Here is a 26,919-nt window from a genome sequence, read left to right as displayed (position 1 = left end):
AAACGTTTACGGTTCGCATAAGCCGGTGGGCTGGTCTTGTATGTGCCTTGTGGCAAAACTGGATAAAAATCCGGACCGTGCGAAAAACCGATCTTCCTCACATTTCGTACCTGTGGATATTCATACGCTTATCCACAGTCCAGCGACCCCTTGTTGAGCTTGATCATCTGGTAAGCTTGCTCAACCGAATCACGATGCGAGGGTCCATGGAGTCCGCAGGGGAATTCGATGTCATCATTGTCGGGGCCGGCACCGCCGGCTGCGTACTGGCCAATCGCCTGACACGCAGGCCCGACGTGCAGGTGCTGCTGATCGAGGCCGGCGGCAAGGACGATTACCTGTGGATCCACATCCCCGTCGGCTATCTGTACTGCATCGGCAATCCGCGCACGGACTGGTTGTATAAAACGGAAGCGGATCCCGGTCTCGCGGGGCGAGCGCTGATCTATCCGCGCGGTAAAGTCCTGGGCGGCAGTTCGTCAATCAACGGCATGATCTATATGCGCGGCCAGGCCGAGGACTATGACCGCTGGGCCGCCATCACGGGCGACGCCTCCTGGCGCTGGGATCAGGTCCTGCCCATTTTCAAGGCAAGCGAAGACCATCATGGCGGCGCCAGCCCCACCCACGGCAGCGGTGGCGAATGGCGAGTGGAGCGCCAGCGGCTGTCCTGGGAGATCCTCGACGCGTTCCGCGAAGCGGCCCACCAGACGGGCATCCCGAAAGTCGACGATTTCAACGGCGGCGACAACGCAGGCTGTGCCTATTTCGAAGTCAACCAGCGGCGCGGCATCCGGCTGAACACGGCGAAAGCGTTTCTCCGGCCAGCTTCCACGCGGCCGAACCTGACGATCATGACGGGTTGTCATGTCGAAAAGCTGTTGATCGGGCAGACGGAGCAGGGCGCTGTCTGCCGCGGTGTGCAATTCACCGGCAGCGGTCGGGCATTCACGGCGACGGCGCGGCGCGAAACCCTACTGGCCGCCGGTGCCATTGGCTCGCCGCACATCCTGCAATTGTCCGGCATCGGGCCCGCCGCATTGCTGCATCAGCATGGGATCACCCCCGTCGTCGATGCGCCCGGCGTCGGCGAAAATTTGCAGGATCATTTGCAGTTGCGCATGGTCTACCGCATCACAGGCGCCCGTTCGCTCAACACGAGCGCCGCGTCGTGGTACGGCAAGATGAAAATCGGCGTGCAATATCTGCTGTTCCAGAGCGGGCCGATGTCGATGGCGCCGTCGCAGCTGGGTGCGTTCGCACGGTCCGATCCCGGCCAGGCGACGCCGAACGTCGAATACCACGTGCAGCCGCTGTCCCTGGAAAAATTCGGCGATCCGCTGCACGGTTTTCCGGCTTTTACTGCCAGCGTGTGCAACCTGCGGCCGACGGCGCGGGGGCACGTCCGGCTGGCGGCGAACGATAGTTACGCGCCGCCGAAAATATCGCCGAACTATCTCAGCACGCCGGAAGACCGCAAGGTGGCGGCCGACGCACTGGCGCTGACCCGGCGCATCGTCGCGGCGCCTGCGCTGGCGCAATACCGCCCGGAAGAATTCAAGCCGGGGCCGCACTACCGCACGGAGGAAGAACTGGCGGAAGCAGCCAGCCTCATCGGCACGACGATTTTCCACCCCGTCGGCACCTGCCGCATGGGAAAAATGGACGATCCGCTCGCCGTCGTCGACGGTGAACTGCGGGTCAAAGGCGTCAAAGGGTTACGCGTCGTCGACGCATCGATCATGCCGACGATTACGTCCGGCAATACGAATTCTCCGACCCTGATGATTGCCGAAAAGACGGCGGCCCTGCTCGACCGCACGTGGTCATAGTGCGTTTTTGCACAACGGGTTTGCGCGCCGTCATGACGTAGCGCAGGGCGATCCGCCTGCCGCGTGCTGTATCTTGACGAGTTCCAAAAGTGTGTATGATTTGTAAAGCTTGAATGGACGAAAGCGGGGAGACGCAATGCCGGACGTCATTCTGGAAACACGTGATCTGACGAAGGAATTCAAGGGTTTTACGGCCGTCAACCAGGTGAGTCTGCAGGTGCAGCGCGGCCATATTCACGCGCTCATCGGCCCCAATGGCGCCGGCAAGACGACGTGCTTCAACCTGCTGACGAAATTTCTTTCTCCGTCCGCCGGCCGCATCCTGTTCAACGGCACCGACATCACCTCGCTCAAACCGGCGCAGATCGCGCGCATGGGCATCATCCGCTCGTTCCAGATCTCGGCCGTGTTTCCTCATCTCACCGTGCTGGAAAATGTGCGCGTCGGCCTGCAGCGCGCCCTCGGCACCAGTTTTCACTTCTGGCGCAGCGAAAAGACCCTGAACCAGCTCGACGACCGCGCCATGGCCTTGCTGGCCGAAGTCGACCTGGAACAGTTTGCCGACACCATCACGGCCGACCTGCCGTACGGCCGCAAGCGCGCGCTCGAGATCGCGACGACGCTCGGCATGGAGCCGGAACTCATGCTGCTGGACGAGCCGACGCAAGGCATGGGCCACGAAGACGTGCACCGGGTGACTGCGCTGATCAAGAAAGTGGCGAGCGGCCGCACGATCCTGATGGTGGAACACAACATGAACGTCGTCTCCGGCATCTGCGACCGCATCTCCGTGCTGCAGCGGGGCGCCGTGCTGGCGGAAGGCAGTTACGCGGACGTGTCGCGCAATCCGCAAGTCATCGAAGCGTACATGGGGAGCGCCGACAACAACCTGGCGGGAGCACACGGATGACGCCGGCACTGGAGATCGAGAACCTGCAGGCCTGGTATGGCGAATCGCACATCCTGCACGGCGTCAGCCTGACCGTGCAGCCGGGCGAAGTCGTCACCCTGCTGGGCCGCAACGGCGCGGGCCGTACGACCACCTTGCGCGCGATCATGGGCCTGACGGGCGCGCGCAGCGGGTCGATCAAGGTCAACGGCGTCGAGGCGATCCGCCTGCCCACGCACCGCATCGCCCACCTCGGCATCGGCTATTGCCCGGAAGAGCGCGGCATTTTCGCATCGCTGTCGGCCGAGGAAAACCTGATGTTGCCGCCGCAGCTGGCCGGCCGCGAGCCTGGCATGAGCGTCGCCGAGATCTACGAAATGTTCCCGAACCTGGTCGAACGGCGCCACAGCCAGGGCACGCGGCTGTCCGGCGGCGAGCAGCAGATGCTGGCCGTCGCACGCATCCTGCGCACGGGCGCGCGCCTGCTGCTGCTGGACGAGATCTCGGAAGGGCTGGCCCCCGTGATCGTGCAGGCGCTGGCGAAGATGATCACGACCCTCAAGGCGAAGGGTTACACGATCGTCATGGTGGAACAGAATTTCCGGTTCGCGGCGCCGCTGGCGGACCGGTTTTACGTCATGGAACACGGCCGCATCGTCACGACGATCGCGGCCGCGGAGCTGCAGGCCAGCATGCCGGCATTGACCGAGCTGCTGGGCGTTTGATCATCGACAACGGAGACCACATGAAAACAGCGATTGCCTTTGCCGCCGCCACCTTCGCGGCCGGTTTGTCCATGCCGGCACTGGCCCAGATCTCGGGCGACACCATCAAAATCGGCATGATCACGGATTTATCGGGCGTGTATTCGGACATCGACGGCAATGGTGGCGCCGAAGCCGTGCGCATGGCGATCGCGGATGCAGGCGGCGCCATCAATGGTAAAAAAATCCAGTTCATCGTCGCCGACCACCAGAACAAGCCGGACATCGCCGCCAGCAAGGCGCGTGAATGGTTCGACCAGCAGGGCGTCGACATGCTGATCGGCGGCACCAACTCCGGTGCGGCCCTGGCCATGGCCAAGGTCGCGGCAGAAAAGAAAAAAGTCTTTATCGCCATCGGTTCCGGCAGTGCGCAACTGACCAACGAACAGTGCTCGCCGTACACCGTGCACTATGCGTACGACACGGTCGCGCTCGCCCGCGGCACGGGCGCAACGATCGTGAAGCAGGGCGGCAAGAGCTGGTACTTCCTCACGGCCGACTACGCGTTCGGCCAGTCGCTGGAAAAGGACACGACCGACGTCGTCAAGGCGAATGGCGGCACCGTGCTGGGCAGTGTGAAGCATCCGTTGGGCGCGTCCGACTTTTCGTCGTTCCTGCTGCAGGCGCAGTCGTCGAAAGCGCAGGTGCTGGGACTGGCGAATGCCGGCGGCGACTTCATCAACTCGGTCAAGGCGGCGAAGGAATTCGGCCTGACGAGCAAGATGAAGATCGCGGGCCTGCTCGTGTTCATCAACGACATCCACACCCTCGGGCTGCAGACGACGCAGGGGCTCTACCTGACGGACGCGTGGTACTGGGACATGAACAACGACACCCGTGCGTGGGCGAAAAAATACTTCGCGAAGATGAAGAAGGAGCCGTCGTCGCTGCAGGCGGCCGATTATTCCGCTGCGATGAACTACCTGAACGCCGTCAAGGCGATCGGCACCGACGATGGTGACAAGGTCATGGCCCAGCTGAAAAAGACCAAGATCAACGACATGTTCACGAAGAATGGCGAGATCCGTCCGGACGGCCGCATGGTGCACGACATGTACCTGATGCAGGTGAAAAAGCCGGCCGAGTCGAAGGCGCCATGGGATTACTACAAGGTCGTGGCCACGATCCCGGGCGCCCAGGCGTACACGACCAAGGCCGAGACCAAGTGCGCGGCGTGGAAGTGAACCTGGCGTAAGCACGTCATATGGAAATTTTCGGCGTCCCCCTGCAGGCGATGATGAGCCAGCTGCTGCTCGGCCTGGTGAACGGTTCGTTCTACGCGATGCTGTCGCTGGGCCTGGCCGTCATCTTCGGCCTGCTCAACGTGATCAATTTCTCGCACGGCGCGCTGTACATGATGGGCGCGTTCGCCGCGTACATCGGCGTCACGTCGTTCGGGCTGAACTACTGGGCGATGCTTATATTGGCGCCATTGATCGTTGGCGCGTTCGGCATCCTTTTCGAAAAGACGATGCTGCGCTGGCTCTACAAGTTCGATCACCTGTACGGCCTGCTGCTGACCTTCGGCATCACCTTGCTGCTGGAAGGCGTGTTCCGTTCGTTTTTCGGCGTGTCCGGCCAGACCCTCGACGTGCCGGAAGCGCTGTCCGGCGCCACCGACCTCGGCTTCATGATCCTGCCGAATTATCGCGCGTGGGTCGTGTTCGCCTCTCTCGTCGTGTGCCTGGCGACCTGGTTCACGATCGAAAAAACGCGGCTGGGCGCCTACCTGCGCGCGGGCACGGAGAACCCGAAACTGGTCGAAGCGTTCGGCGTCAACGTCCCGTTGATGGTGACTTTGACCTACGGCTTCGGCGTCGCGCTGGCGGGATTTGCCGGCGTGCTGGCGGCGCCCGTCATCAACGTCACGCCGTTGATGGGGTCCAATCTGATCATCGTCGTGTTCGCCGTCGTCGTGATCGGCGGCATGGGGTCGATCCTCGGTTCCATCGTCACCGGCCTGGCGTTGGGCGTCATCGAGGGGCTGACGCGCGTGTTTTATCCGGAGGCGTCGGAAGTGGTCGTGTTCGTCGTGATGGTGATCGTGCTGCTGCTGCGTCCCGCCGGCCTGTTCGGCAAAGAAAAATGAGGCGATGTCCATGAACAGAACACTCGGCTACGGCCTCGCACTGCTGGTGGCGCTGGCGGCCCCATTCGTGGGCTACCCGATCTTCCTGATGAAGCTGCTGTGCTTCGGGCTGTTCGCCTGCGCCTTCAACCTCCTGATCGGCTACACGGGGTTGCTGTCGTTTGGCCATGCGGCGTTCTTCGGCGGCGCCGGCTACGTCACGGGCCACGCGCTGGCGGTGCTCGGCTTGCCGTTCGAGGCGGTGCTCGTGCTGGGCGTGCTGGCTGCCGCGGCGCTGGGTTTCGTCATGGGGCTGTTGGCCATCCGGCGCCAGGGCATCTATTTTTCGATGATCACCCTGGCGCTCGCGCAGATGGTGTATTTCGCCGCGCTGCGCGCGCCGTTCACGCATGGCGAGGACGGGCTGCAGGGCGTCCCGCGCGGCCGGCTGCTGGGCACCATCGACCTGGGCAACGACCTGACCTTGTACTACGTCGTGCTGGCGATCTGCGTGGCCGGCTTTGCCCTGATCGTGCGCACGGTGCATTCGCCGTTCGGGCAAGTCCTCAAGGCGATCAAGGAAAACGAGGCGCGCGCCATTTCTCTGGGTTACGACGTCGATCGCTACAAGCTCGTCGCCTTCGTGCTGTCGGCCGCGCTGGCCGGCCTGGCGGGCGCGACCAAGACAGTCGTGCTCGGCTTCGAGACGCTGACGGACGTGCACTGGACGATGTCCGGCCTCGTCATCCTGATGACCCTGGTCGGCGGCATGGGCACCCTCGCGGGCCCGATCCTCGGCGCCTTCCTCATCGTCGCGCTGGAAAACAAGCTGGGCGACCTGGGGAACTTCCTGGCCGAGAAGACGCATGTAGAATGGTTCGCATCACTCGGAGAATCGGTGGGCATCGTCACCGGCCTCATCTTTGTTGCCTGCGTGTTGTTGTTCCGCCGGGGTATCGTCGGCGAGATCGCGGCGGTGCTCCACGCTCCGGTTTCAAGGAGACGCACGTGATCGACGAATCCCTCATGCTGGACGTGAACGGCATCCGCATCCACACGACGACGACGGGGCAGGGACCGGCCGTGCTGCTCTTGCACGGTTTTCCCGACACGCACCTCGTCTGGCGCAAGCAGGTTCCCGTCCTGGCCGCCGCGGGCTTCCGCGTGCTGGCGCCCGACCTGCGCGGCTACGGCCGCAGCGACGCGCCGGGCGGCGTCTTCGACTACACGATGGACAAGCTGCGCGGCGACGTGCTGGGCCTGCTCGACGCCCTGCACATCGATAAAGTCTTCCTCGTCGGCCACGACTGGGGCGGCATCATCGGCTGGCAGATCGCTGCGCTGGCACCGGAGCGCGTGCACCGCTACGTGGCGATGTCCACCGGCCATCCGTACGCCATCGCCCGCGCCGGCATCCTGCAGCGCTTGCGCATGACTTATATCCTCGGCTTCATCATGCCGGGCATCGCCGAGCATACGCTGCGCGCCGCCGACTGGTTCATCATGCGCCAGTTCACGGACGAGCCCGGCCAGGCCGACCACTGGAAGCGCGACCTGTCCCCGCCGGGCCGCCTGACGGCCGCCCTGAACTATTACCGCGCCAACCTGAGTCTCGCCCTGCCACGCGGACACCGCCAGGTCAAGGTGCCCGTGATGGGCTTGTGGAGCGACCGTGACCCGGCCCTGGGCGAAAAGCAGATGCGCGACTCTGCCCACTACGTCGACGGCGAATTTCGTTTCGAGCGCATCCGCGGCGCGGATCACTGGCTGCAATTGACGGCAGCCGGCGAGGTCAACCGCCTGCTGCTGCAATTCCTGGAAGAGGGGCGGGCGGCGGCCGGCTGAGTTTGTTGCGTCGCAACAAGGGTGTCGGACTACAATAGCGCTTTTACGCGTGATTCAACATGTTCGATTTTGCCCTGCTGGCCGTCGCGGCCTTCGTTGCCGGTCTCGTGGATGCTGTCGTCGGTGGGGGAGGATTGATCCAGATCCCGGCGATCTTCGCCATGTTCCCTCGTGAGGTACCGGCGACGCTACTGGGTACGAACAAGCTGGCCGCGATGTTTGGCACTTCGGTCGCCGCCGTCAAATATTCGCGGCGCGTGACAGTCGCCTGGAGCACGGCGGCGCCGGCGGCCCTCGCCGCATTCGCGCTGTCGTTCATCGGTGCGTGGACGGTGACCCGCGTGCCGGGCGATTTCGTCAGGAGCCTATTACCGCTGATTCTCATGGCGGTGGCCGTGTACACGTACAAGAAGAAAGACCTGGGCGCCGTGCATGCGCCGGCCCACAGCGGCATGAAGGAGCGGCTGCTGGCGATGGGTATCGGCGCCGCCATCGGTTTCTATGACGGTTTCTTTGGTCCCGGCACCGGCAGCTTCCTGATCTTCCTGTTCGTCCGCTTCTTCGGGTTCGACTTCCTCAGCGCGTCGGCGGCGGCGAAGATCGTCAACGTCGCCTGCAATATCTCGGCGCTGATTTGGTTCGGCTACAGCGGCCATCTGCTGTGGCAGCTTGGCCTGCTGATGGCCGTTTGCCAGATCGCAGGCTCACTGGTCGGGACACGGCTCGCGCTGAAGCATGGCAGCGGCTTCGTGCGCAAGCTGTTCCTCGTCGTCGTCGGGCTGCTGATCGTAAAGACAGCGTTCGACACGTTCAAGCGGCTCGGTTGGTGATTGTTTCACGTGGAACAGTCAACGCGGCTTTCGGACGTTTGTCACGAGCGTCGGTAAGTCCCATGCGCCGCCGGGCGTGAACTGGCGGCACATGCCGGATGTTTTGTCGGAGGTCTGGGCAAACGTGCGGCCGTCCCACGTCCAGGTCGCGGTTGCTACGCAGTCGGCAATGCCACGTCCTTTCTGGAACGAGGTAATGACGCCGTCATCGTAATCCGTGGCGGACGTGGTGACGAGGACGGCCGAGTAGGGCGGTTTCTTATTGACGACCCAGTAGCCGTCGCCCGTGTTGTACGCGGCGATCCAGCAGGTGTGCGACGCGAGCAGTTTGTCCTTCGTGAGCGGACGCACCTCGAGCTGGCCCGCCGTTTCGGACGCCGAGTCCAGCAGTTCGCAATCGCCTTCCTTCACGGTCTTGCGCAATGCGGTTTTGATCTCGCGGGTCTGCGCCGGGGTAAGCTTGATGGGGTTCTTGTCCTGGCTGACCGGCCCTGCCTCGATCTCTGGCGCGCGCAATGGTGGCAGAACATTTGATTCCGGTTTGCTGCCCTTCCGCACCAGCGCGCCAAGCGTATCGAGCCGGCCCTGGAATTCGTCCATCTTGAGCAGCACGGCATTCGCGCCCGCCGTCGAGATAGTCCAGGTCGTGCCCTGACCGGTCCAGGCGATGCGTCCGTCCTTCAGCAGGGCCGGCAGTAGTGCACGCATTTGCGCATCGCTCAGCGTGAGCGTGGACGATTTCGGTTCGATGCGGACGATGCCGACGGCGCGGCCGTCGATGCTCATCGTAAGCTGGTCGGGGGCCGGATGGCGTTCATCTTCCGCCAGCTGTAGCTCGACCTTGACCGGCTGGTGGGGTCCGGCAGCGCGCGTCAACAGGATGGTGGCGTTCGGACCGTCGTCCTCTTCGTTGTAACCGGCTGCGCGACAGGTTCTCGTGTTGTCACAGACAAGTTCCCAGTCCTTGTAGCTGAACGTGGTCGACGGCAGATCCGAGCGTGGATACGCGCTGACGGTGGCGCTGGCGGCGAGCAGGAGACAGGTGAGAGGACGGTGTTTCGGCATGGCGGCAAGGTCGAGTGAGTGTGGCGAAAAGCCTAACACAGCATTGTTTCACGTGAAACAAATCGTCGTTTTCGCGGCCGAGCCGAAGCTGCATGGAAAAAAGAATCTATAATCCCTTCTTAATCCTCCTCGCAACACACTCCATCATGCTATTTCCGACTGAATTCGACGTGATCGTCGTTGGCGGCGGCCATGCCGGCACCGAAGCGGCGCTCGCGTCTGCGCGCATGGGCCAGAAGACCCTGTTGCTCACTCATAACATCGAAACCCTGGGCGCGATGTCTTGCAACCCGTCCATCGGCGGCATCGGTAAGGGCCACCTCGTCAAGGAAGTGGACGCCATGGGCGGCGCGATGGCCATCGCCACCGACGAAGCCGGTATCCAGTTCCGTATCCTGAACTCCTCGAAGGGCCCGGCCGTGCGTGCCACGCGTGCCCAGGCCGACCGCATGCTGTACAAGCAGGCGATCCGCTCGCGCCTGGAAAACCAGCCGAATTTGTGGCTGTTCCAGCAGGCCGTCGACGACCTGATGGTCGAAGGCGACCGCGTCGTCGGCGCCGTCACGCAGATTGGCTTGCGCTTCCGTGCGCGCGCCGTCGTGCTGACGGCGGGTACTTTCCTCGACGGTAAGATCCACGTCGGTTTGCAGAATTACTCGGCCGGCCGTGCGGGCGATCCGCCTGCCGTGTCGCTGTCGTCGCGCCTGAAGGAATTGAAGCTGCCGCAGGGCCGCCTGAAAACGGGCACGCCGCCGCGCATCGATGGCCGCAGCATCGACTTCTCCGTGATGACGGAACAGCCGGGCGACCTCGATCCGGTCCCCGTGTTTTCGTACATGGGGAATGCGGCGATGCACCCCAAGCAGCTGCCGTGCTGGGTCACGCACACGAATGCGCAGACGCACGACATCATCCGTAACGGTCTCGACCGCAGCCCGATGTACACGGGCGTGATCGAGGGCGTCGGCCCACGCTATTGCCCGTCGATCGAAGACAAGATCCACCGCTTCGCGGCCAAGGAATCGCACCAGATCTTCCTCGAGCCGGAAGGTCTCACCACGAACGAGTTCTATCCGAACGGTATCTCGACGAGCCTCCCGTTCGACGTGCAGCTGGCCCTGGTGCGTTCGATGCGCGGCCTGGGAAACGCGTTCATCCTGCGTCCCGGCTATGCGATCGAATACGATTATTTCGACCCGCGTGGCCTGAAGGCGTCGCTGGAAACGAAGGCCGTCCAGGGCCTGTTCTTCGCCGGCCAGATCAACGGCACCACCGGCTACGAAGAAGCGGCCGCCCAGGGCATGCTGGCCGGTATCAATGCGGCGCTGCAGACGCAAGGCCGTGACGCTTGGACCCCGTCCCGCTCGGAAGCCTACCTCGGCGTGCTCGTCGACGACCTCACGACTCAGGGCGTCGCGGAGCCTTACCGCATGTTCACGAGCCGCGCGGAATACCGTCTGTCGCTGCGCGAAGACAATGCGGACATGCGCCTGACGGAGATCGGCCGCAAACTGGGCGTCGTCGGCGATGCGCAGTGGGAAGCGTTCGAGCGCAAACGCGAAGCCGTCGCACGCGAACTGGAACGCCTGCGCGCGACCTGGGTGAATCCGCGCATCCTTGCCGCGGCCGAGTCCGAGCGCGTGATCGGCCAAGCGATCGAGCGCGAATACAACCTGGCGGACCTGCTGCGCCGCCCGGGTGTCGAGTACGACAAGCTGGTCACGCTGCAGGGCGTCGACGGCCAGGCGCTGGGCGGCCCAGGCGTGGCAGATCCGGCCGTGAAGGAGCAGGTCGAGATCCAGCTGAAGTATTCGGGCTATATCGACCGCCAGGCGCGCGAAGTCGAACGCCACGATCATTATGAAAATCTGAAATTGCCCGAGAACCTGAACTATCTCGAGATCGCGGCGCTGTCGATCGAAGTGCGTCAGAAGCTGGATAAACAGCGTCCGGAGACGCTGGGCCAGGCCTCGCGCATTTCTGGTGTGACGCCGGCGGCAATTTCGTTGCTGCTGGTGCACCTGAAAAAACGCGGCGCCAAAGGCTTTACCAGTGTCCCGAGCGAGGAATCGGCCGCATGAAGAATTTCGATCGAGCGGCCTTGTCCGCCGTGCTGGGCGAGGGCATCGCCGCGATGCGTCTCGACGTGAGTCCGGCCCAGCAGGACAAGCTGATGAATTACCTGGCCCTGATGTTCAAGTGGAACGCCGTCTATAACCTGACGTCGCTGCGCGACCCGATGCAGATGGTCACGCACCATCTGCTGGATTCGCTGGCCGCCGTGCCGGCCTTCGCGGCGGCGCGGAACGTGCTGGACGTGGGTTCCGGCGGCGGTCTGCCGGGCATCGTGCTGGCAATCGTACGGACAGACATGAACGTGTCGATGATCGACACGGTCCACAAAAAAACGGCGTTTCTTACGCAGGTGAAGGCGGAACTGGGCCTGGCCAACGTCACGGTGTACACGGCACGAGTGGAGCAACTGCAGGTGAGCGACAAGTTCGACGTCATCACCTCGCGTGCTTTTGCCGACCTGTCGGATTTCGTCAACTGGTCGTCGCACCTGCTGGCAGACGGCGGACGCTATATCGCCCTGAAAGGGGTGGCCCCGAAAGACGAACAGGAACGGTTACCGGCAGAGTGGAAGGTCGACAAGGTGGAACCGCTGGACGTACCGAGACTGGGCGCCGAGCGCCACCTGGTATTCATCGAACGTTCCACGTGAAACAATCGCGCGAACATTACCGTCCCGGCACAAGAATATAAACTGTATAAACAGTTTATACCGTTATTACCATATAAATCGTATAAACCGTTTTAATGGTATTAACCGTATGATAGCTAAAGGCATACATGGCGAAAATTTTTTGCGTAGCAAACCAGAAGGGCGGGGTCGGCAAGACCACCACCAGCGTGAACCTGTCCGCCGGTCTCGCCAGGCTGAACCAGCGCGTGCTGCTGGTCGACCTCGACCCGCAGGGCAATGCCACCATGGGCGCGGGCATCAACAAGGCGGGGCTGACCTCGTCCATCTATGAGGTGTTGCTGGGCGAGGCCGACGTGGCCACGGCGCGCCTGCGCAGCGAAGCAGGGCGCTTCGACGTCCTGCCCGCCAACCGCGAACTGGCCGGTGCCGAAGTGGAGATGGTCGAACTGGAAAACCGCGAGCGCCGCCTGAAGGAAGCGCTGGCCAGGGTCGACGCCGACTACGACTTCATCCTGATCGACTGCCCGCCCGCGCTGTCGATGCTGACCCTGAACGGCCTCGTCTCCGCGCACGGCGTCATCATCCCGATGCAGTGCGAGTATTACGCGCTCGAAGGCCTGTCCGATCTCGTGAACACGATCAAGAAGGTGCATGCGAACCTGAACCATGATCTGCGCATCATCGGCCTGTTGCGTGTGATGTTCGATCCGCGCATGACCCTGTCGCAGCAGGTGTCGGCCCAGCTCGAGCAGCATTTCGGCGACAAGGTGTTCAAGACGATCATCCCGCGCAACGTGCGCCTGGCGGAAGCGCCGTCGTACGGCATCCCGGGCGTCACGTTCGATCCGTCCTCGAAAGGCGCGCAGGCCTACATCGCCTTCGGTGCCGAGATGGTCGAGCGCATCAAGACTATGTAACCAGAACTTATCAACGTCATGGCAACCAAAAAACTCAAAGGACTCGGCCGCGGTCTCGACGCGCTGCTGGGTGGAGACGCTCCCGAGACGCCGGCCGCGCCAAGCGGCGCGCCGTCCCTGCTGCCGGTCGGGCAGATCCAGGCCGGCAAATACCAGCCGCGCACGCGCATGGACGACGGTTCGCTGGCCGAGCTGGCCGCGTCGATCAAATCCCAGGGCATCATGCAGCCGGTGCTCGTGCGGCCCGTCGAGGTGTCGCCGTCCGGCGCGCGCTACGAGATCATCGCCGGCGAACGCCGCTTCCGCGCGGCCCAGTTGGCGGGACTGGACGAGATCCCCGTCCTCGTGCGCGACGTGGACGACCAGAACGCCGCCGCGATGGCGCTGATCGAGAACATCCAGCGCGAAGACCTGAACCCGCTGGAAGAAGCGCAGGGCATCGCGCGCCTGATCTCCGAATTCAGTTTTACCCACGAGCAGGCGGCGCACGCCGTCGGCCGCTCGCGCAGCGCCGTGTCGAACCTGCTGCGTCTCGTGAATCTGGCGCAACCGGTGCAGACGATGCTGATGGCGGGCGACATCGACATGGGGCATGCACGCGCGCTGCTGGCCGTCGACGCGGCCAGCCAGATCGCGCTGGCGAACCAGGTGATCGCCAAGCGCATGTCGGTGCGCGAGACGGAAAAGCTGGTCGCGCGCGCGCTGGAAGAGCAGAACGCACCGCCGGTCGCTGCGCGCCAGAAGGAAAAGTCGGGCGACATCGTGCGCCTCGAGGAAGAACTGTCGGACCGCCTGGCGACGCCCGTCGTGTTCAAGATGGGGCCGAAGGGCAAGGGACAGATGATCATCGACTTCGCCGACCTCGACGTCCTCGACACCGTGCTTGCGCGCCTGCGCGCTTGAGCCGCGACGTTGTCACCGATGCCGGGCACGCGCCCGGCGTTTTTTTTATCCACAACGGATGCACCACGGCGACGCGCCACGCACTCCCAGCGCGCAGCGTCCTCACTGCCGCGGTGCAAATCGAGCAGGGCGGTGAGCATGCCCCTGGTCACGCTACCAGGCTGCGCCGGCCGGTATATGCATGGCCGAAACTATCGGTTTACCCGGCTCGGCAGTCGCAAATACACAACATTTCGCAGGAAATTTAACAGTTTCCAGGTAATTTATTTTGTCGTTTTTACACCCGATATAAGCGGGCGCGCGGAGCGAAGAGTTTGACTATGGCTCCGATAACACCTTATAATCCCGCTGATTCATGTAATTACCATACCGTTACACGGTTCCACTACGGCTGGCGCGAAAAGAACAGAAAAATGCTGCGCTTGGTCTCCCTGCAAATCCTGGCAACACTTGTGGCCGGCGTGATCGCCGGACTGCTTGGGGGGTGGGCTGCGATGTTTTCGGCGGTACTTGGCGGGATGTGTTGTGTCGTGCCCAATGGCATCATGGCGTTTCGCCTGTTCGCCAGTTCACAAAAAATGGGCGGTCCAAACCCTGCCACATTTTTCATCTGGGAATTTGTAAAGATTGCTTTAACGCTCGCGCTGCTGTACGCAACGGCGCGGCTGTACCACGGCCTGAACTGGCTGGCCCTGCTGGGCGGGTTCATCGTGGCGCTAAAAAGTTACATCATTTTATTATTTGGGCATAAACAATGACGAACACGGTAGAAACCGCGGCGGAGCATGCGCCAACCGCAAGTGAATATATCCAGCACCACCTCCACCACCTGACCGCAGGTCACCAGAGCTTCGTCGTCGATTTCCACGTCTGGAATATCGATACCATTTTCTGGTCGATCTTTGCCGGCGTGGTCGGCTGCCTGATCATGTGGCTGGCCGCGCGCAACGCGACCGCGGGTGTGCCGGGCCGCTTCCAGGCCTTCGTCGAAATGATCGTCGAGATGGTCGAAGACCAGTCGAAATCCATCATCCACGGTGACCGCAGCTTCATCGCACCGCTGGCCCTGACCGTGTTCGTCTGGGTTGCCCTGATGAACTCGCTGGACTTCCTCCCGGTCGACCTGTTCTCGACCCTGTTCCGCGTCCTCGGCGTCGAGCACCTGTTCCCGACCCACCGCGTCGTCCCGACCGCCGACCTGAACGGCACCATGGGCATCGCGCTGGGCGTGCTGGCCGTGGTCCTGTACTACAACCTGAAAGTCAAAGGCGTCGGTGGCTGGGTGCATGAGCTGTTCGCTGCACCGTTCGGCATCTACATGGCTCCGTTCAACCTGCTGTTGAACATCATCGAATATGCAGCCCGTACCGTGTCGCTCGCGATGCGACTGTTCGGCAACATGTATGCCGGCGAGCTGTTGTTCCTGTTGATCGCCCTGTTGGGCTCCATGGCAACCGCGTTCGGCTTCGTCGGTCACGTGATTGCAGGTTCGGTCTGGGCGATCTTCCACATCCTGATCGTTGTCCTGCAGGCATTCATTTTCATGATGCTGACGCTGGTCTACATCGGTCAGGCCCACGAGAGCCACTGACAGACGCGATCGCAAGAACGAACAAGATAGTGGTAGTAAAGAAGTTGTAAATTTTTAATTTTTTAACATACTTTTGGAGTAAATCTAATGACTGACTATTCTTACGTTGCGCTGGCTTGCGGTCTGATCATCGGCCTGGGTGCAATCGGTGCCTGTATCGGTATCGCTCTGATGGGCGGCAAATACCTGGAAGCTTCGGCACGTCAGCCTGAACTGATGAACACCCTGCAGACCAAGATGTTCCTGCTGGCTGGCCTGATCGACGCGGCATTCCTGATCGGCGTCGGTATCGCCATGCTGTTCGCTTTCGCAAATCCGTTCCACGCCTAATCGAATCATTATTCGGTTCTGAACAGCCGAACCCCCCAGGTTCGGCATCCGTTTTTGTGAGAAGGAATACACCGTGAACTTGAATGCAACTTTGTTTGCCCAGTTCGTGGTCTTCTTCATCCTGGTTGTTTTCACGATGAAATTCGTGTGGCCGCCGCTGATGAAAGCGCTCGACGAGCGCGCCGAGAGGATCGCGAATGGTCTGGCAGCCGCCGACCGTGGCAAGGCTGAAATGGCCGCCGCAGAAAAGCGCATCGCCGCCGAACTGGCTGCAACGCGTGACGAAAGCACCAAGCGTATCGCCGACGCCGAAAAGCGCGCCGCAGCGATCATCGAAGAAGCCAAGCAGCAGGCATCCGTCGAAGCCGCACGCATCATCGAAGGTGCCAAGGCCGACGCGGAACAGCAGATCACCCGCGCGCGCGAAGAACTGCGTGGCCAGGTGGCCACCCTTGCCGTCGCCGGTGCCGAGCAGATCCTGAAGCGCGAAGTCAATGCAGCGGCCCACGCCGACCTGCTGAACCGCCTGTCGACCGAGCTCTGATCATGGCTGAACTCGCAACCGTCGCCCGCCCTTACGCCGAAGCACTGTTCCGCGTCGCCCAGCAGGGCGACCTGGCCGCCTGGTCGGCCACCGTCGCGGAACTGGCGCAGATCGGTGCCAATCCGGATGTGCAGGCATTTGCTGCCAATCCGAACGTCAAGCAAGCACAGCTGGCCGATACGATTGCGTCCCTGGTCAAGTCGCCGCTGAATGCTGAAGCGAAGAACTTTATCGTGATGCTGGCCGAGAACGGCCGCGTTGCCCTGCTGCCGGAAATCGGTGCCCAGTTTGCTGTGCTCAAGAATGCACAGGAAGGCGCCGCCGACGCGACGATTCACAGCGCGTTTGAACTTTCGGCCGACCAGCTCACCCAGCTGGTTGCCACGCTGGAAAAGAAATTTGGCCGCAAGCTGAACCCCACGGTCGTGGTCGATCCGTCGCTGATCGGTGGCGTGCGCGTGGTCGTCGGCGATGAAGTGCTCGATACCTCGGTCCGCGCGAAGCTGCAGCAGATGCACAACGCGCTGGTCGCCTGAGAAGTCGCACCATCTCCGCGTCCAGGACTTGCCCTACGCATCAAGAAACTATTAGGAGTTAGCACTCATGCAACTTAATTCGTCTGAAATCAGCGAACTGATCAAGAGCCGCATCCAGGGCCTCGAAGGTCAGGCTGATGTTCGTAACCAAGGCACGGTGATCTCCGTCGCCGACGGTATCTGCCGCATCCATGGTCTGTCGGACGTGATGCAGGGCGAGATGCTGGAATTCCCGGGCAACACCTTCGGCCTCGCCATGAACCTCGAGCGCGACTCGGTCGGCGCCGTGATCCTGGGTGCCTACGAGAACATCTCGGAAGGCGACACCGTCAAGACCACGGGCCGCATCCTGGAAGTGCCGGTCGGTCCGGAACTGCGTGGCCGCGTCGTCAACGCACTGGGCCAGCCGATCGACGGCAAGGGTCCGATCGATGCCAAGCTGACCTCGCCGATCGAAAAGATCGCCCCGGGCGTGATCGCCCGCGAATCCGTGTCGCAGCCGCTGCAGACCGGTATCAAGTCGATCGACGCGATGGTGCCGATCGGCCGTGGCCAGCGCGAGCTGATCATCGGCGACCGCCAGACCGGTAAATCGGCTGTCGCTGTCGACGCGATCATCAACCAGAAGGGCCAGGGCGTCACCTGCGTGTACGTCGCAATCGGCCAGAAGGCATCGACCATCAAGAACATCGTGCGCTCGCTGGAAGAGCACGGCGCGATGGAATACACGATCGTCGTCGCCGCTTCGGCGTCCGAATCGGCTGCAATGCAATACATCTCGGCCTACTCGGGCTGCGCGATGGGCGAATACTTCCGCGACCGCGGCGAAGACGCGCTGATCGTGTACGATGACCTGTCGAAGCAGGCCGTTGCATACCGTCAAATTTCGCTGCTGCTGCGCCGCCCGCCGGGCCGCGAAGCATATCCTGGCGACGTGTTCTACCTGCACAGCCGTCTGCTGGAGCGTGCCGCACGCGTGAACGCCGACTACGTCGAGAAGTTCACCAACGGCGCCGTCACCGGCAAGACCGGTTCGCTGACCGCACTGCCGATCATCGAAACGCAAGCGGGCGACGTCTCGGCATTCGTGCCGACCAACGTGATCTCGATTACCGACGGTCAGATCTTCCTGGAAACCTCGCTGTTCAACGCCGGTATCCGTCCGGCGATCAACGCGGGTATCTCGGTGTCGCGCGTCGGTGGCGCAGCCCAGACCAAGATCATCAAGGGCCTGTCCGGCGGTATCCGTACCGACCTGGCACAGTACCGTGAACTGGCCGCGTTCGCGCAGTTCGCATCGGACCTGGACGAGTCGACCCGCAAGCAGCTGGACCGCGGCGCGCGCGTGACCGAACTGCTGAAGCAGAAGCAGTACTCGCCGCTGCCGATCTCGCTGATGGCCGCTTCGCTGTTCGCCGTCAACAAGGGCTACTTCGACAGCATCGACGTCAAGCGCGTGCTGGACTTCGAAGCGGGCCTGCACGGCTTCCTGAAGTCGAGCCACGGCGCGCTGCTGTCGAAGATCGAAGAGACCAAGGCACTGGACAAGGACAGCGAAGCAGCGCTGGCCGCCGCCGTCGCCGATTTCAAGAAGTCGTTCTAAGACCGGCTTATTGATGGATCTCGGGACGGGGTTGGACCCCGTCCACTTAAGGAGTAAGGGCTCATGGCAGCAGGCAAAGAGATACGAGGCAAGATCAAGAGCGTAGAAAATACGAAGAAGATCACCAAGGCGATGGAAATGGTCGCCGCGTCCAAGATGCGCAAGGCGCAGGACCGGATGCGCGCCGCCCGTCCCTACAGCGAGAAGGTCCGTAACATCACGGCCAACCTCGCCACTGCGAACCCGGAGTACACCCACGCGTTCATGGCGCAAGCCAAGGACGTCGAGGCGAAAGCCGTCGGCTTCATCGTCGTCACGACCGACAAGGGTCTGTGCGGCGGCATGAACACCAACGTGCTGCGCCAGGTGACGCAGAAGTCCCGCGAGCTGGAAAGCGCGGGCAAACGCATTGAAGCCGTTGCAATCGGCAATAAAGGTCTGGGTTTCCTGAACCGTGTCGGCGTGAAGGTCGTGTCGAGCGTCACCCAGATCGGCGACACCCCGCACCTGGAAAAGCTGATCGGCCCGATCAAGGTCATGCTCGACGCTTACCAGGATGGTCAGCTGGACGCGGTGTACCTGTGCTACACCAAGTTCATCAACACCATGCGCCAGGAACCGGTCATCGAGCAGCTGCTCCCGCTGCCGGCCGGTCACCTGGAAGCGGACAGCGGCGCCCACTCGTGGGACTACATCTACGAGCCGGACGCGCAAGTCGTGATCGACGAGCTGCTGGTCCGTTACGTGGAAGCGCTGATCTACCAGGCGGTGGCCGAGAACCTGGCGTCCGAGCAATCGGCGCGCATGGTGGCAATGAAGGCCGCGACCGACAACGCGGGTAACGTCATCGGCGAGCTGAAGCTGGTCTACAACAAGACCCGCCAGGCGGCGATTACCAAAGAACTCTCCGAGATCGTGTCGGGCGCAGCTGCGATCAGCAGCTGAGCGACGTAGCGACCTCACGAAACGACATTAAAACTATATCTGAAGGAACGAAAATGGCTGATGGCAAAATCGTTCAGTGTATCGGCGCGGTGGTTGACGTGGAATTCCCGCGCGACGCCATGCCGAAGGTGTATGACGCACTGAAAATGGAAGGCTCCGAACTGACGCTGGAAGTGCAGCAGCAGCTGGGCGACGGCATCGTCCGCACCATCGCGCTGGGCAGCTCGGAAGGCCTGCGTCGCGGCATGACCATCCAGAACACCGGCAACCCGATCATGGTTCCGGTGGGTCCGGCCACGCTGGGCCGCATCATGGACGTGCTGGGCAACCCGATCGACGAGCGCGGTCCGGTCAGCCAGGAACGCACCGCGTCGATCCACCGCACCGCCCCGGCCTACGACGAGCTGTCGCCGTCGCAAGACCTGCTGGAAACCGGCATCAAGGTGATCGACCTGGTCTGCCCGTTCGCCAAAGGCGGTAAGGTCGGCCTGTTCGGCGGCGCCGGCGTCGGCAAGACCGTGAACATGATGGAACTGATCAACAACATCGCCAAGGCGCACTCGGGTCTGTCCGTGTTCGCCGGCGTGGGTGAGCGTACCCGTGAAGGTAACGACTTCTACCACGAAATGGCCGATGCGAAGGTCGTCGATCTGGACAACCTGGGCAACTCGAAGGTCGCGATGGTCTACGGCCAGATGAACGAGCCGCCGGGCAACCGCCTGCGCGTCGCGCTGACCGGCCTGACGATGGCGGAAGCGTTCCGTGACGAAGGCAAGGACGTTCTGTTCTTCGTCGACAACATCTACCGTTACACGCTGGCCGGTACCGAAGTGTCGGCACTGCTGGGCCGTATGCCGTCCGCCGTGGGCTACCAGCCGACGCTGGCCGAAGAAATGGGCCGTCTGCAAGAGCGCATCACGTCGACCAAGACCGGTTCGATCACGTCGATCCAGGCCGTGTACGTCCCTGCGGATGACTTGACCGACCCGTCGCCTGCAACGACCTTCGCCCACCTGGACTCGACCGTCGTTCTGTCGCGTGACATCGCCTCGCTGGGTATCTACCCGGCAGTGGACCCGCTGGACTCGACCTCGCGCCAGCTGGACCCGCTGGTCGTCGGCGAAGAGCACTACGCGACCGCGCGCGCCGTGCAGGGCACCCTGCAGCGCTACAAGGAACTGCGTGACATCATCGCGATTCTGGGCATGGACGAACTGGCACCGGAAGACAAGCTGGTCGTCGCACGTGCACGTAAAATGCAGCGTTTCCTGTCGCAGCCGTTCCACGTCGCCGAAGTGTTCACGGGCGCACCGGGCAAGTACGTCTCGCTGAAAGACACGATCAAGGGCTTCAAGATGATCGCATCGGGCGAGCTGGACCACCTGCCGGAGCAGGCGTTCTACATGGTCGGCACCATCGAAGAAGCGATCGAAAAGGCCAAGAAGCTGGCTGCTTAAGAGCTAGCCTCTTCAAAGGACACTTATGGCAAATACCATTCACGTTGACGTCGTCTCGGCCGAAGAGCAGATCTTTTCGGGCGAAGCGGAATTCGTCGCGTTGCCGGGTGAAGCGGGTGAGCTGGGTATCTACCCGATGCACACCCCCTTGATCACGCGCATCCGCCCGGGTGCCGTACGCATCAAGGTGGCGGGCCGCAGCGACGAAGAGTTCGTGTTCGTTGCCGGCGGCATCCTGGAAGTCCAGCCGAAAGGCGTGACCGTCCTCGCCGACACCGCGATCCGCGGCGCCGACCTGGACGAAGCGAAAGCCCAGGAAGCCAAGCGCAAGGCCGAAGAGCTGATGGTCAACAAGGACTCGGTGATTGACTACGCCAAGGCGCAAGCCGAACTGGCGGCGGCGATCGCCCAGCTGGCGGCCATCGCCAAGCTGCGTCATAAAGGACGCTGATCGCTCGTCTTTTGAGCGCTCAAAAAAAAGGCAGCCCCGGCTGCCTTTTTTATTTCCCAAAACCGGGGTCAGAGCCCGGTTTTGGGAAATTGCTCCCAGGCTGTTGCCAAAAATCGGGCTCTGACCCCGGTGTAAGCGGCGCCGTCTGATGATGCAAACCTGATAAGCTAGTGTCAACGACAAGACAAACTCAGGCTTAGCATGCGAACCATCGAACAAATCCTCCGCGCCGCCCGGACCGTGGCCGTCGTCGGGCTCTCGAACAAGCCCGAACGCGCCAGCCTGGAAGTCGCCAGCTACCTGCAGGAGCAGGGCTACCGCATCATCCCCGTCAACCCAGCCTACGCCGGCCAGGAAATCCTCGGCGAGACCGTCTACGGCACCTTGCAGGAGGCGGCCGACGCGCTGGCGTCGTCCGGCACGCGCATCGACATCGTCGATTGCTTCCGCAAGTCGGAAGAGATTCCGCCGATCGCCAAGGACGCCATCGACGTGCGCGCCAGCTGCTTGTGGATGCAGCTCGGCATCGAGAACCAGGTCGCCGCCGACCTGGCCCGTGCCGCCGGCCTGGACGTGGTCATGAACCACTGCATGCTGATCGAATACCGCAAGCTGGGAGAACAGGCCGCATGAGCATGCTGGAACGCTTCCGCGCGCCGAAAAACCTGGAACTGCGCGACAAGGATGCCGGCGCCACCCCGCTGCGCGACGACAAGAAGGGCAAGCTCAAGAATGGCGAACTCAAGGAGCGCGAGCGAGCGCTTACTGCCGAGCTGACGGCCGAAGTGGCCAAGCTGCAGGAAAAGCTGTACGCCGCGCGCGACCGGAAGTTGCTGCTGATCCTGCAGGGCATGGATACCTCCGGCAAGGATGGCACCGTGCGCGCGCTGTTCTCGCAGATCAATCCGATGGGCCTGCACGCCACCGGCTACGTGGCCCCGACCGAGAAGGAAAAGGCCCACGATTTCCTCTGGCGCGTGCACGCGCGCGTGCCGGCCAAGGGAGAAATCGGCATCTTCAACCGCAGCCATTACGAGGACGTGCTCGTGCCGCGCATTCTCGGCACGCTGGACGGGAAGGACCTCGAGCGCCGCTACGCCCACATCCGCGACTTCGAACGCATGCTGGCGGAGACGGGGACGACGGTCATGAAGGTCTTCCTGCACATCTCGAAGGACGAGCAGCGCGAGCGCCTGCAGGCGCGCCTGGACGACCCGGAGAAGCATTGGAAGTTCGACCCGGCCGACCTCACCGCGCGCGAGAAATGGGACGTCTACCAGGGCGCCTACGCCGATGCGATCAACGCGACGGACTGCGACCACGCGCCGTGGTACATCGTGCCGGCCGATTCGAAGACGCACCGCAACCTGATCATCGCGCACCTGATGCTGGAAACGATGCAGGGCATGAAGCTCGAATGGCCTCAGCCGAAGGCGGACATGTCGAAGGTAAGGATAGACAACTGAGTCGACGGGTGAGCCTGCCGGTCCGCGTCGATTGGCATAGAATGAAGATCCACCAACCCGTGCGATTTCCGACCATGCTCAAGTCCACCGCTTTGCTGCTTTCCCTCGGCGCCGCCGCGACCTTCTCCACGCTGACGGCGGCACCCGCGCTGGCGCAGACCCCGGCCGCCCAGCCTGCGGCCCATCCGGCCAGCTGCCCCGCCGTGCTGAAGCACACCTTCAACCGCCTGCAGGATGAAGCGCCGCAGGACCTGTGCCAGTACAGCGGCAAGGTCGTGCTGGTGGTGAACACGGCCAGCTACTGCGGCTTCACCAAGCAGTACGAGGGCCTGGAAAAGCTGTACGCGAAGTACGCGCCGCGCGGCCTCGTCGTGCTGGGCTTCCCGTCGAACGATTTCAAGCAGGAAGACGCCGACGCGAAGAAGATCGCCGACCTTTGCTACAACACGTACGGCGTGAAGTTCCCGATGTTCACGAGCACCGTCGTCTCCGGCGATAAAGCCAATCCGTTGTATTCGGAGCTGATCAAGGCGACCGGCAACCAGCCCAAGTGGAACTTCAACAAATACCTGATCGACCGCAACGGCAAAGTCATCGACTACTTCCCGAGCAAGGTGACGCCGGAAGATCCTGCCCTCGTCGGCAAGATCGAGCAGGCACTCAAAGGCTGAGTCCGCCAATCATCCCATCGTGGGCATTTTGATGCACATCAACGATTTTGTTGAGGTGGCTCAATAGACTGTCTTCATCGAATCCAAATGAAGAAGAGTCCCACGATGCACCTCCCCGCCTGAACGCCCGCAGCACCGAATCCCCGCTTCCTCCAAAAGCGTGCCGGCCGTAACTGGCCGGTTTTGGCCGGCCTCGTGCTGGCCCTTTTTACTTGCGCAGCACGGCGCGCAGCGGTCCGCGCAGCGCGTTGCAGACGACGATCTCCTGCGCACGCGCGAGGCTCTCGCGCGTGAGCGGGCATTCGATCGCACCCCAGGCCGGATCGTCCAGCAGCACGCCGCGCATCACGCCGGGCAGCACGCCGGACGACAGCGGCGGCGTGTACCAGCGACCGCCGATTTTCACGAACACATTGCTGCGGCCGCCCTCCGTCAACTCGCCGCGCTCGTTGAAGAACAGGGTATCGAAGGCGCCCGCGCTTTCCGCCGCGCGCCAGGCGGCGTCGTAGCGGTTGCGGATGCTCGTTTTATGGCGCAGGAAGACGTCGTGCGCGCGCGTGGGAGAGTCCGCCAACAGCACGGCGACCGGTTCCTGCAGCGGCGCCAGCGCGCCCGTCTGCACGACGAGCTCGCCGTCGGGACGCAGCGCGAGCCGCACGCGGTGCGGGGCGTCGTCCGGCAGCGCGGCACACGCTTCCACCACGGCTGCACACGCCAGGTCCGGCTTGAACGGATGGCCGAAATACGCGGCCGATGCACCCAGGCGCGCAAGGTGGCGTTCCAGGTGACGGCCCCCGTCCGCGCGCGTGGCGTGGATGGTCTCGAAGATCTCGAAGTCGTTCGCCAGGCCCGTGAGGAAGCCGGCCTTGAGCCGGCATTCGGCAAACTCGGCGCCCGCGTCGCTGTCGTACACGATGCCCGCACCGACACCCAGTTCGCCGTGCCGCACGCCATTCTGTTCCGGCAGCAGGGTCAGCGTGCGGATCGGGACGGATAAACAGAAATCGCCGAAGCGCGCATGCTGCAGCGTCCCGAACCCGCTGCCCGCCAGCGGATCGATCCAGCCGACCGCGCCCGTGTAGATGCCGCGCGCGGCCGGTTCCAGTTCGCGGATGATTTCCATCGTGCGGCGCTTGGGCGCGCCCGTGATCGAACCGCAGGGATACAAGGCGGCGAAGATGTCCTGCAACGTGGTGCCGGGCGCGAGCTGGGCCTGCACGGTGGACGTCATCTGCAGCACGCTGCTGTAGCGCTTCACCTCGAACAGCGCCGGCACGCCCACGCTGCCGGTGCGCGCGATGCGTCCCAGGTCGTTGCGCAGCAGGTCGACGATCATGAGGTTCTCGGCGCGGTTCTTCGGATCCGCGGCAAGCTGCTGCGCGCGCACGGCGTTCACGACATCGTCGTGCAGGTCCGCGGGCGCCGTGCCCTTCATCGGACGCGCCAGCAGGCGGCCCGCGTCATGGCGCACGAACAGTTCCGGCGACAGCGACAGCACCGCGCGGCCATCCGGCAGGGAGACGAGCGCGCCGTAGGGCACCGGCTGGCGTGCGCGCAGGCGCGCGTACAGCTGTTTGATGGCGCCGAAGGCGTCGAAGCGGAGACGGTACGTGTAGTTGACCTGGTACGTGTCGCCGGCCGCGATGTAGTCGCGGATGCGGTCGATGGCCCGCGCGAACGTGGCCTCGTCGACGTTGGCGCGCACGGCGCCGATGCCGGCCGGGCCACTGGCTTCGTCCGCGGCGAGCCAGGTGTCGACCTGGGCCGCGTCCAGCATCGTGTGGCGTTCGAACAGCAGCACCTGGGCCAGCGGCGCGTGCAGCTCGCGCGGTGCTGCGATGCCGAGCAACTGCTCGCCCAGTTCATAGGTGAGCACCGGCACGGCGTGCAGGCCGCGCGCGAGGGCGTCCTGCACGCCGTCCAGCAGGCGCGGCCAGTCTTCCACGTGCTGGCATGCCAGCACGCCCGCATAGCCCTCGTACAGGCGCGAGCGCGCCTGCGCATGGCCTTCGGGACTCGCGTCGTCGAGCAGGGCGAACACGGTAGCGTCCATGGCGATCGATATCAGGCGGCGAGGAGGAGGGCCAGCTGCAGCGGGCTGTTCTCGACAGGGTGCTGCTTGAAACCGCTCTTGGCGTAGCGGTGCCAGCGTCCCGTCACGTACGCGACGAGCATTCCGGCGCGCGCGGCCACGTCTTCCTCGCGGCCGTGGCCCTGCGTGCTGGCCACGCGCAGCGCCTGCTTGAACGCCAGCTCGACCTTGTCGTAGAACTGGTTCATGCGCAGGACCAGGCGGTCGTCCTCGCCGACGAGGGCATCGCCGATCAGCACGCGCGTCATGCCCGGATTGTTGGCGGAGAACGACAGCAGGATCTGCAGCATCGCATGCGCCTGCGCGACGCCGTTGTCCTCGCGTTCGGCGACCTGGTTGAACAGGGTGAACACGGTGCCCTCGATGAATTCGATCAGCCCCTCGAACATCTGCGCCTTGCTGGCGAAATGGCGATACAGGGCCGCTTCCGACACCGTCAGCCGGGCGGCCAGCGCCGCCGTCGTGATCTTCTCGCCCTTCGGGTGTTCGAGCATGGCCGCCAGGGCCTGGAGGATCTGCTGCTTGCGTTGGCCCGGCTTGGTGCTTGCCATGTTGTTAGAGGTTCTCCGTGATGTGTCGAGGTGCGAGCCGGCGCAGGTGCGCGGGCAGCCGAAGAACGGATTTTACTTTGACATCGACGTAACCGGGGCGTTTGACCATCTTCGGCAGGGGGGCTTTGCCGATCGGATCGCTGTAGCGCAGGTATTGCGTGACCCAGGCCGTGCGCAGGCCGAGCTGCTTGGCGCGCTTGAGGTTGATGAGCGTGTCCTCGACGAGGATGCAGCGCCGCGCCGACACGCCGTGGCGCCGCAGCAGGCGGCGCAGCATCAGCTTCGACGGCTTGGGATGCAGCTGGCCGTGCACGCGCATGTCCTCGATCGAGACGTGGTGGGCGAACTGGCGCTGCAGGCCGATGTGGCGCACGACACCCGTCGAATACGCGGTCGGCGCGTTCGTCAGCAGGATCTTGCGTCCCGGCAGGCGGCGCAGCAGGCGCTCCAGACCGCGCTCGTAGCGCACCAGCTCGTGCAGGGCGCCGATGTCGTGCGTCTGGCGCAGGAAGTCGGCCGCGTCGACGCGGTGGTGGCGGATCATGCCCAGCAGCGTCGCGCCGTAGCGTTTCCAGTAGCCGATGCGGGCCGCGTCGACGGCTTCCTGGCTCGCGGGCGTGACGCCATCGCCGAGCACGCGCGCGATGTATGTGTTCATGTTGGCGCTGATCGCCGGAAAGATCGCGTGCGATGCATCGTGCAGCGTGTTGTCGAGGTCGAACAGCCAGACAGGCGAGGGGAGCTTGGGCACAGTGGGAATGGAACGGACAAGGGAATCCAGATTATATCGGCATGACGCAGCGCGGTTCTTCCTCTGATCCAGATCGCATGCCCGGCTGTCGGGCCGATCCAGAATGGGTCG

At 63.2% G+C, this 26,919-nt stretch carries 28 protein-coding genes; 24 read left to right on the top strand and 4 right to left on the bottom strand.

Going from position 1 to position 26,919, the window contains the following annotated elements:
- Positions 1 to 206 precede the first annotated feature (206 nt).
- From QPK29_RS26960 to QPK29_RS26925, 8 genes are all read left to right on the top strand, one after another.
- Positions 207 to 1,832, top strand: a complete 1,626-nt coding sequence (locus tag QPK29_RS26960) for a GMC family oxidoreductase (protein ID WP_371770518.1) — start codon at positions 207 to 209, stop codon at positions 1,830 to 1,832.
- Positions 1,833 to 1,968: 136 nt separating this feature from the next.
- The gene (locus QPK29_RS26955; RefSeq protein WP_056133808.1) at positions 1,969 to 2,742 is read left to right on the top strand and encodes an ABC transporter ATP-binding protein; all 774 of its coding nucleotides are present in this window, start codon (positions 1,969 to 1,971) and stop codon (positions 2,740 to 2,742) included.
- Positions 2,739 to 3,446 carry an ABC transporter ATP-binding protein gene (locus tag QPK29_RS26950; RefSeq protein ID WP_056133810.1) on the top strand — a complete coding sequence of 236 codons (708 nt, stop codon included), beginning with the start codon at positions 2,739 to 2,741 and terminating at the stop codon, positions 3,444 to 3,446. The genes QPK29_RS26955 and QPK29_RS26950 overlap by 4 nt, the downstream gene beginning before the upstream one ends.
- A gap of 20 nt (positions 3,447 to 3,466) precedes the next feature.
- A complete protein-coding gene (locus QPK29_RS26945; RefSeq protein WP_056134765.1) occupies positions 3,467 to 4,669 on the top strand; it encodes an ABC transporter substrate-binding protein in 1,203 nt (400 codons plus the stop codon).
- A gap of 20 nt (positions 4,670 to 4,689) precedes the next feature.
- Complete coding sequence (locus tag QPK29_RS26940; protein ID WP_056133813.1) at positions 4,690 to 5,574, top strand: branched-chain amino acid ABC transporter permease; 885 nt, start codon at positions 4,690 to 4,692, stop codon at positions 5,572 to 5,574.
- Positions 5,575 to 5,584: 10 nt separating this feature from the next.
- Complete coding sequence (locus tag QPK29_RS26935; RefSeq protein ID WP_371770495.1) at positions 5,585 to 6,565, top strand: branched-chain amino acid ABC transporter permease; 981 nt, start codon at positions 5,585 to 5,587, stop codon at positions 6,563 to 6,565.
- Complete coding sequence (locus QPK29_RS26930) at positions 6,562 to 7,398, top strand: alpha/beta fold hydrolase (RefSeq protein ID WP_229412302.1); 837 nt, start codon at positions 6,562 to 6,564, stop codon at positions 7,396 to 7,398. The genes QPK29_RS26935 and QPK29_RS26930 overlap by 4 nt, the downstream gene beginning before the upstream one ends.
- A gap of 59 nt (positions 7,399 to 7,457) precedes the next feature.
- On the top strand, positions 7,458 to 8,228 hold the full coding sequence (locus QPK29_RS26925) for a sulfite exporter TauE/SafE family protein (protein ID WP_056330320.1): 771 nt from the start codon (positions 7,458 to 7,460) through the stop codon (positions 8,226 to 8,228).
- 18 nt (positions 8,229 to 8,246) lie between these two features.
- On the opposite strand, the gene QPK29_RS26920 is transcribed toward QPK29_RS26925, so the two are convergent.
- Positions 8,247 to 9,293, bottom strand: a complete 1,047-nt coding sequence (locus tag QPK29_RS26920) for a DUF1176 domain-containing protein (RefSeq protein WP_371770494.1) — start codon at positions 9,291 to 9,293, stop codon at positions 8,247 to 8,249.
- Between the two features lie 146 nt (positions 9,294 to 9,439).
- Here QPK29_RS26920 and mnmG point away from each other — a divergent pair, with 146 nt between their 5' ends.
- From mnmG to QPK29_RS26840, 16 genes are all read left to right on the top strand, one after another.
- The gene (gene mnmG, locus QPK29_RS26915) at positions 9,440 to 11,374 is read left to right on the top strand and encodes a tRNA uridine-5-carboxymethylaminomethyl(34) synthesis enzyme MnmG (protein WP_371770493.1); all 1,935 of its coding nucleotides are present in this window, start codon (positions 9,440 to 9,442) and stop codon (positions 11,372 to 11,374) included.
- Positions 11,371 to 12,018, top strand: coding sequence for a 16S rRNA (guanine(527)-N(7))-methyltransferase RsmG (rsmG, locus tag QPK29_RS26910; RefSeq protein ID WP_371770492.1), 648 nt, complete (start codon positions 11,371 to 11,373; stop codon positions 12,016 to 12,018). Before mnmG ends, rsmG begins: the two co-directional genes overlap by 4 nt.
- Before the next feature lie 128 nt (positions 12,019 to 12,146).
- The gene (locus QPK29_RS26905; RefSeq protein ID WP_371770491.1) at positions 12,147 to 12,917 is read left to right on the top strand and encodes a ParA family protein; all 771 of its coding nucleotides are present in this window, start codon (positions 12,147 to 12,149) and stop codon (positions 12,915 to 12,917) included.
- An 18-nt stretch (positions 12,918 to 12,935) separates the two neighbouring features.
- A complete protein-coding gene (locus QPK29_RS26900) occupies positions 12,936 to 13,820 on the top strand; it encodes a ParB/RepB/Spo0J family partition protein (RefSeq protein WP_056133832.1) in 885 nt (294 codons plus the stop codon).
- Positions 13,821 to 14,233: 413 nt separating this feature from the next.
- Positions 14,234 to 14,578: an ATP synthase subunit I gene (locus tag QPK29_RS26895; RefSeq protein WP_056133835.1), complete on the top strand. Its 345-nt coding sequence runs from the start codon at positions 14,234 to 14,236 to the stop codon at positions 14,576 to 14,578.
- Positions 14,575 to 15,411, top strand: a complete 837-nt coding sequence (atpB, locus tag QPK29_RS26890; protein WP_056133839.1) for a F0F1 ATP synthase subunit A — start codon at positions 14,575 to 14,577, stop codon at positions 15,409 to 15,411. The genes QPK29_RS26895 and atpB overlap by 4 nt, the downstream gene beginning before the upstream one ends.
- Positions 15,412 to 15,498: 87 nt before the next feature.
- Positions 15,499 to 15,741, top strand: coding sequence for a F0F1 ATP synthase subunit C (gene atpE, locus QPK29_RS26885; RefSeq protein ID WP_056133842.1), 243 nt, complete (start codon positions 15,499 to 15,501; stop codon positions 15,739 to 15,741).
- A 73-nt stretch (positions 15,742 to 15,814) separates the two neighbouring features.
- Positions 15,815 to 16,285 carry a F0F1 ATP synthase subunit B gene (locus QPK29_RS26880; RefSeq protein WP_056133845.1) on the top strand — a complete coding sequence of 157 codons (471 nt, stop codon included), beginning with the start codon at positions 15,815 to 15,817 and terminating at the stop codon, positions 16,283 to 16,285.
- A gap of 2 nt (positions 16,286 to 16,287) precedes the next feature.
- Complete coding sequence (locus tag QPK29_RS26875) at positions 16,288 to 16,821, top strand: F0F1 ATP synthase subunit delta (RefSeq protein WP_056133848.1); 534 nt, start codon at positions 16,288 to 16,290, stop codon at positions 16,819 to 16,821.
- 67 nt (positions 16,822 to 16,888) lie between these two features.
- Positions 16,889 to 18,424 carry a F0F1 ATP synthase subunit alpha gene (atpA, locus tag QPK29_RS26870; RefSeq protein WP_056133851.1) on the top strand — a complete coding sequence of 512 codons (1,536 nt, stop codon included), beginning with the start codon at positions 16,889 to 16,891 and terminating at the stop codon, positions 18,422 to 18,424.
- A 63-nt stretch (positions 18,425 to 18,487) separates the two neighbouring features.
- Positions 18,488 to 19,369, top strand: a complete 882-nt coding sequence (gene atpG, locus QPK29_RS26865; RefSeq protein ID WP_056133854.1) for a F0F1 ATP synthase subunit gamma — start codon at positions 18,488 to 18,490, stop codon at positions 19,367 to 19,369.
- 53 nt (positions 19,370 to 19,422) lie between these two features.
- Positions 19,423 to 20,826 carry a F0F1 ATP synthase subunit beta gene (atpD, locus tag QPK29_RS26860; protein ID WP_056133857.1) on the top strand — a complete coding sequence of 468 codons (1,404 nt, stop codon included), beginning with the start codon at positions 19,423 to 19,425 and terminating at the stop codon, positions 20,824 to 20,826.
- 25 nt (positions 20,827 to 20,851) lie between these two features.
- On the top strand, positions 20,852 to 21,277 hold the full coding sequence (locus tag QPK29_RS26855; protein ID WP_056133860.1) for a F0F1 ATP synthase subunit epsilon: 426 nt from the start codon (positions 20,852 to 20,854) through the stop codon (positions 21,275 to 21,277).
- Positions 21,278 to 21,478: 201 nt separating this feature from the next.
- Positions 21,479 to 21,910, top strand: a complete 432-nt coding sequence (locus QPK29_RS26850) for a CoA-binding protein (RefSeq protein WP_371770490.1) — start codon at positions 21,479 to 21,481, stop codon at positions 21,908 to 21,910.
- Positions 21,907 to 22,743, top strand: coding sequence for a PPK2 family polyphosphate kinase (locus tag QPK29_RS26845; protein WP_371764109.1), 837 nt, complete (start codon positions 21,907 to 21,909; stop codon positions 22,741 to 22,743). The genes QPK29_RS26850 and QPK29_RS26845 overlap by 4 nt, the downstream gene beginning before the upstream one ends.
- Positions 22,744 to 22,817: 74 nt before the next feature.
- Positions 22,818 to 23,414 carry a glutathione peroxidase gene (locus tag QPK29_RS26840; protein WP_371770489.1) on the top strand — a complete coding sequence of 199 codons (597 nt, stop codon included), beginning with the start codon at positions 22,818 to 22,820 and terminating at the stop codon, positions 23,412 to 23,414.
- A gap of 208 nt (positions 23,415 to 23,622) precedes the next feature.
- Here the strand turns inward: QPK29_RS26840 and QPK29_RS26835 are convergent, their stop codons facing one another.
- Genes QPK29_RS26835 through QPK29_RS26825 form a run of 3 tightly spaced genes read right to left on the bottom strand, consistent with a single transcriptional unit; the run spans position 23,623 to position 26,817 of the window.
- A complete protein-coding gene (locus QPK29_RS26835) occupies positions 23,623 to 25,467 on the bottom strand; it encodes a chorismate-binding protein (protein WP_371770488.1) in 1,845 nt (614 codons plus the stop codon).
- A gap of 11 nt (positions 25,468 to 25,478) precedes the next feature.
- Positions 25,479 to 26,057, bottom strand: coding sequence for a nucleoid occlusion factor SlmA (slmA, locus tag QPK29_RS26830; RefSeq protein ID WP_056133876.1), 579 nt, complete (start codon positions 26,055 to 26,057; stop codon positions 25,479 to 25,481).
- A gap of 4 nt (positions 26,058 to 26,061) precedes the next feature.
- Positions 26,062 to 26,817 (bottom strand): HAD-IA family hydrolase, encoded by a 756-nt coding sequence (locus QPK29_RS26825; protein WP_371770517.1) that lies wholly within the window; start codon positions 26,815 to 26,817, stop codon positions 26,062 to 26,064.
- Between the last annotated feature and the right edge of the window lie 102 nt (positions 26,818 to 26,919).

Origin of the sequence: Massilia orientalis, assembly GCF_030411975.2 — a bacterium.
Lineage (GTDB): Bacteria > Pseudomonadota > Gammaproteobacteria > Burkholderiales > Burkholderiaceae_D > Telluria > Telluria orientalis.
This window is presented reverse-complemented; position numbering and strand designations above follow the sequence as displayed.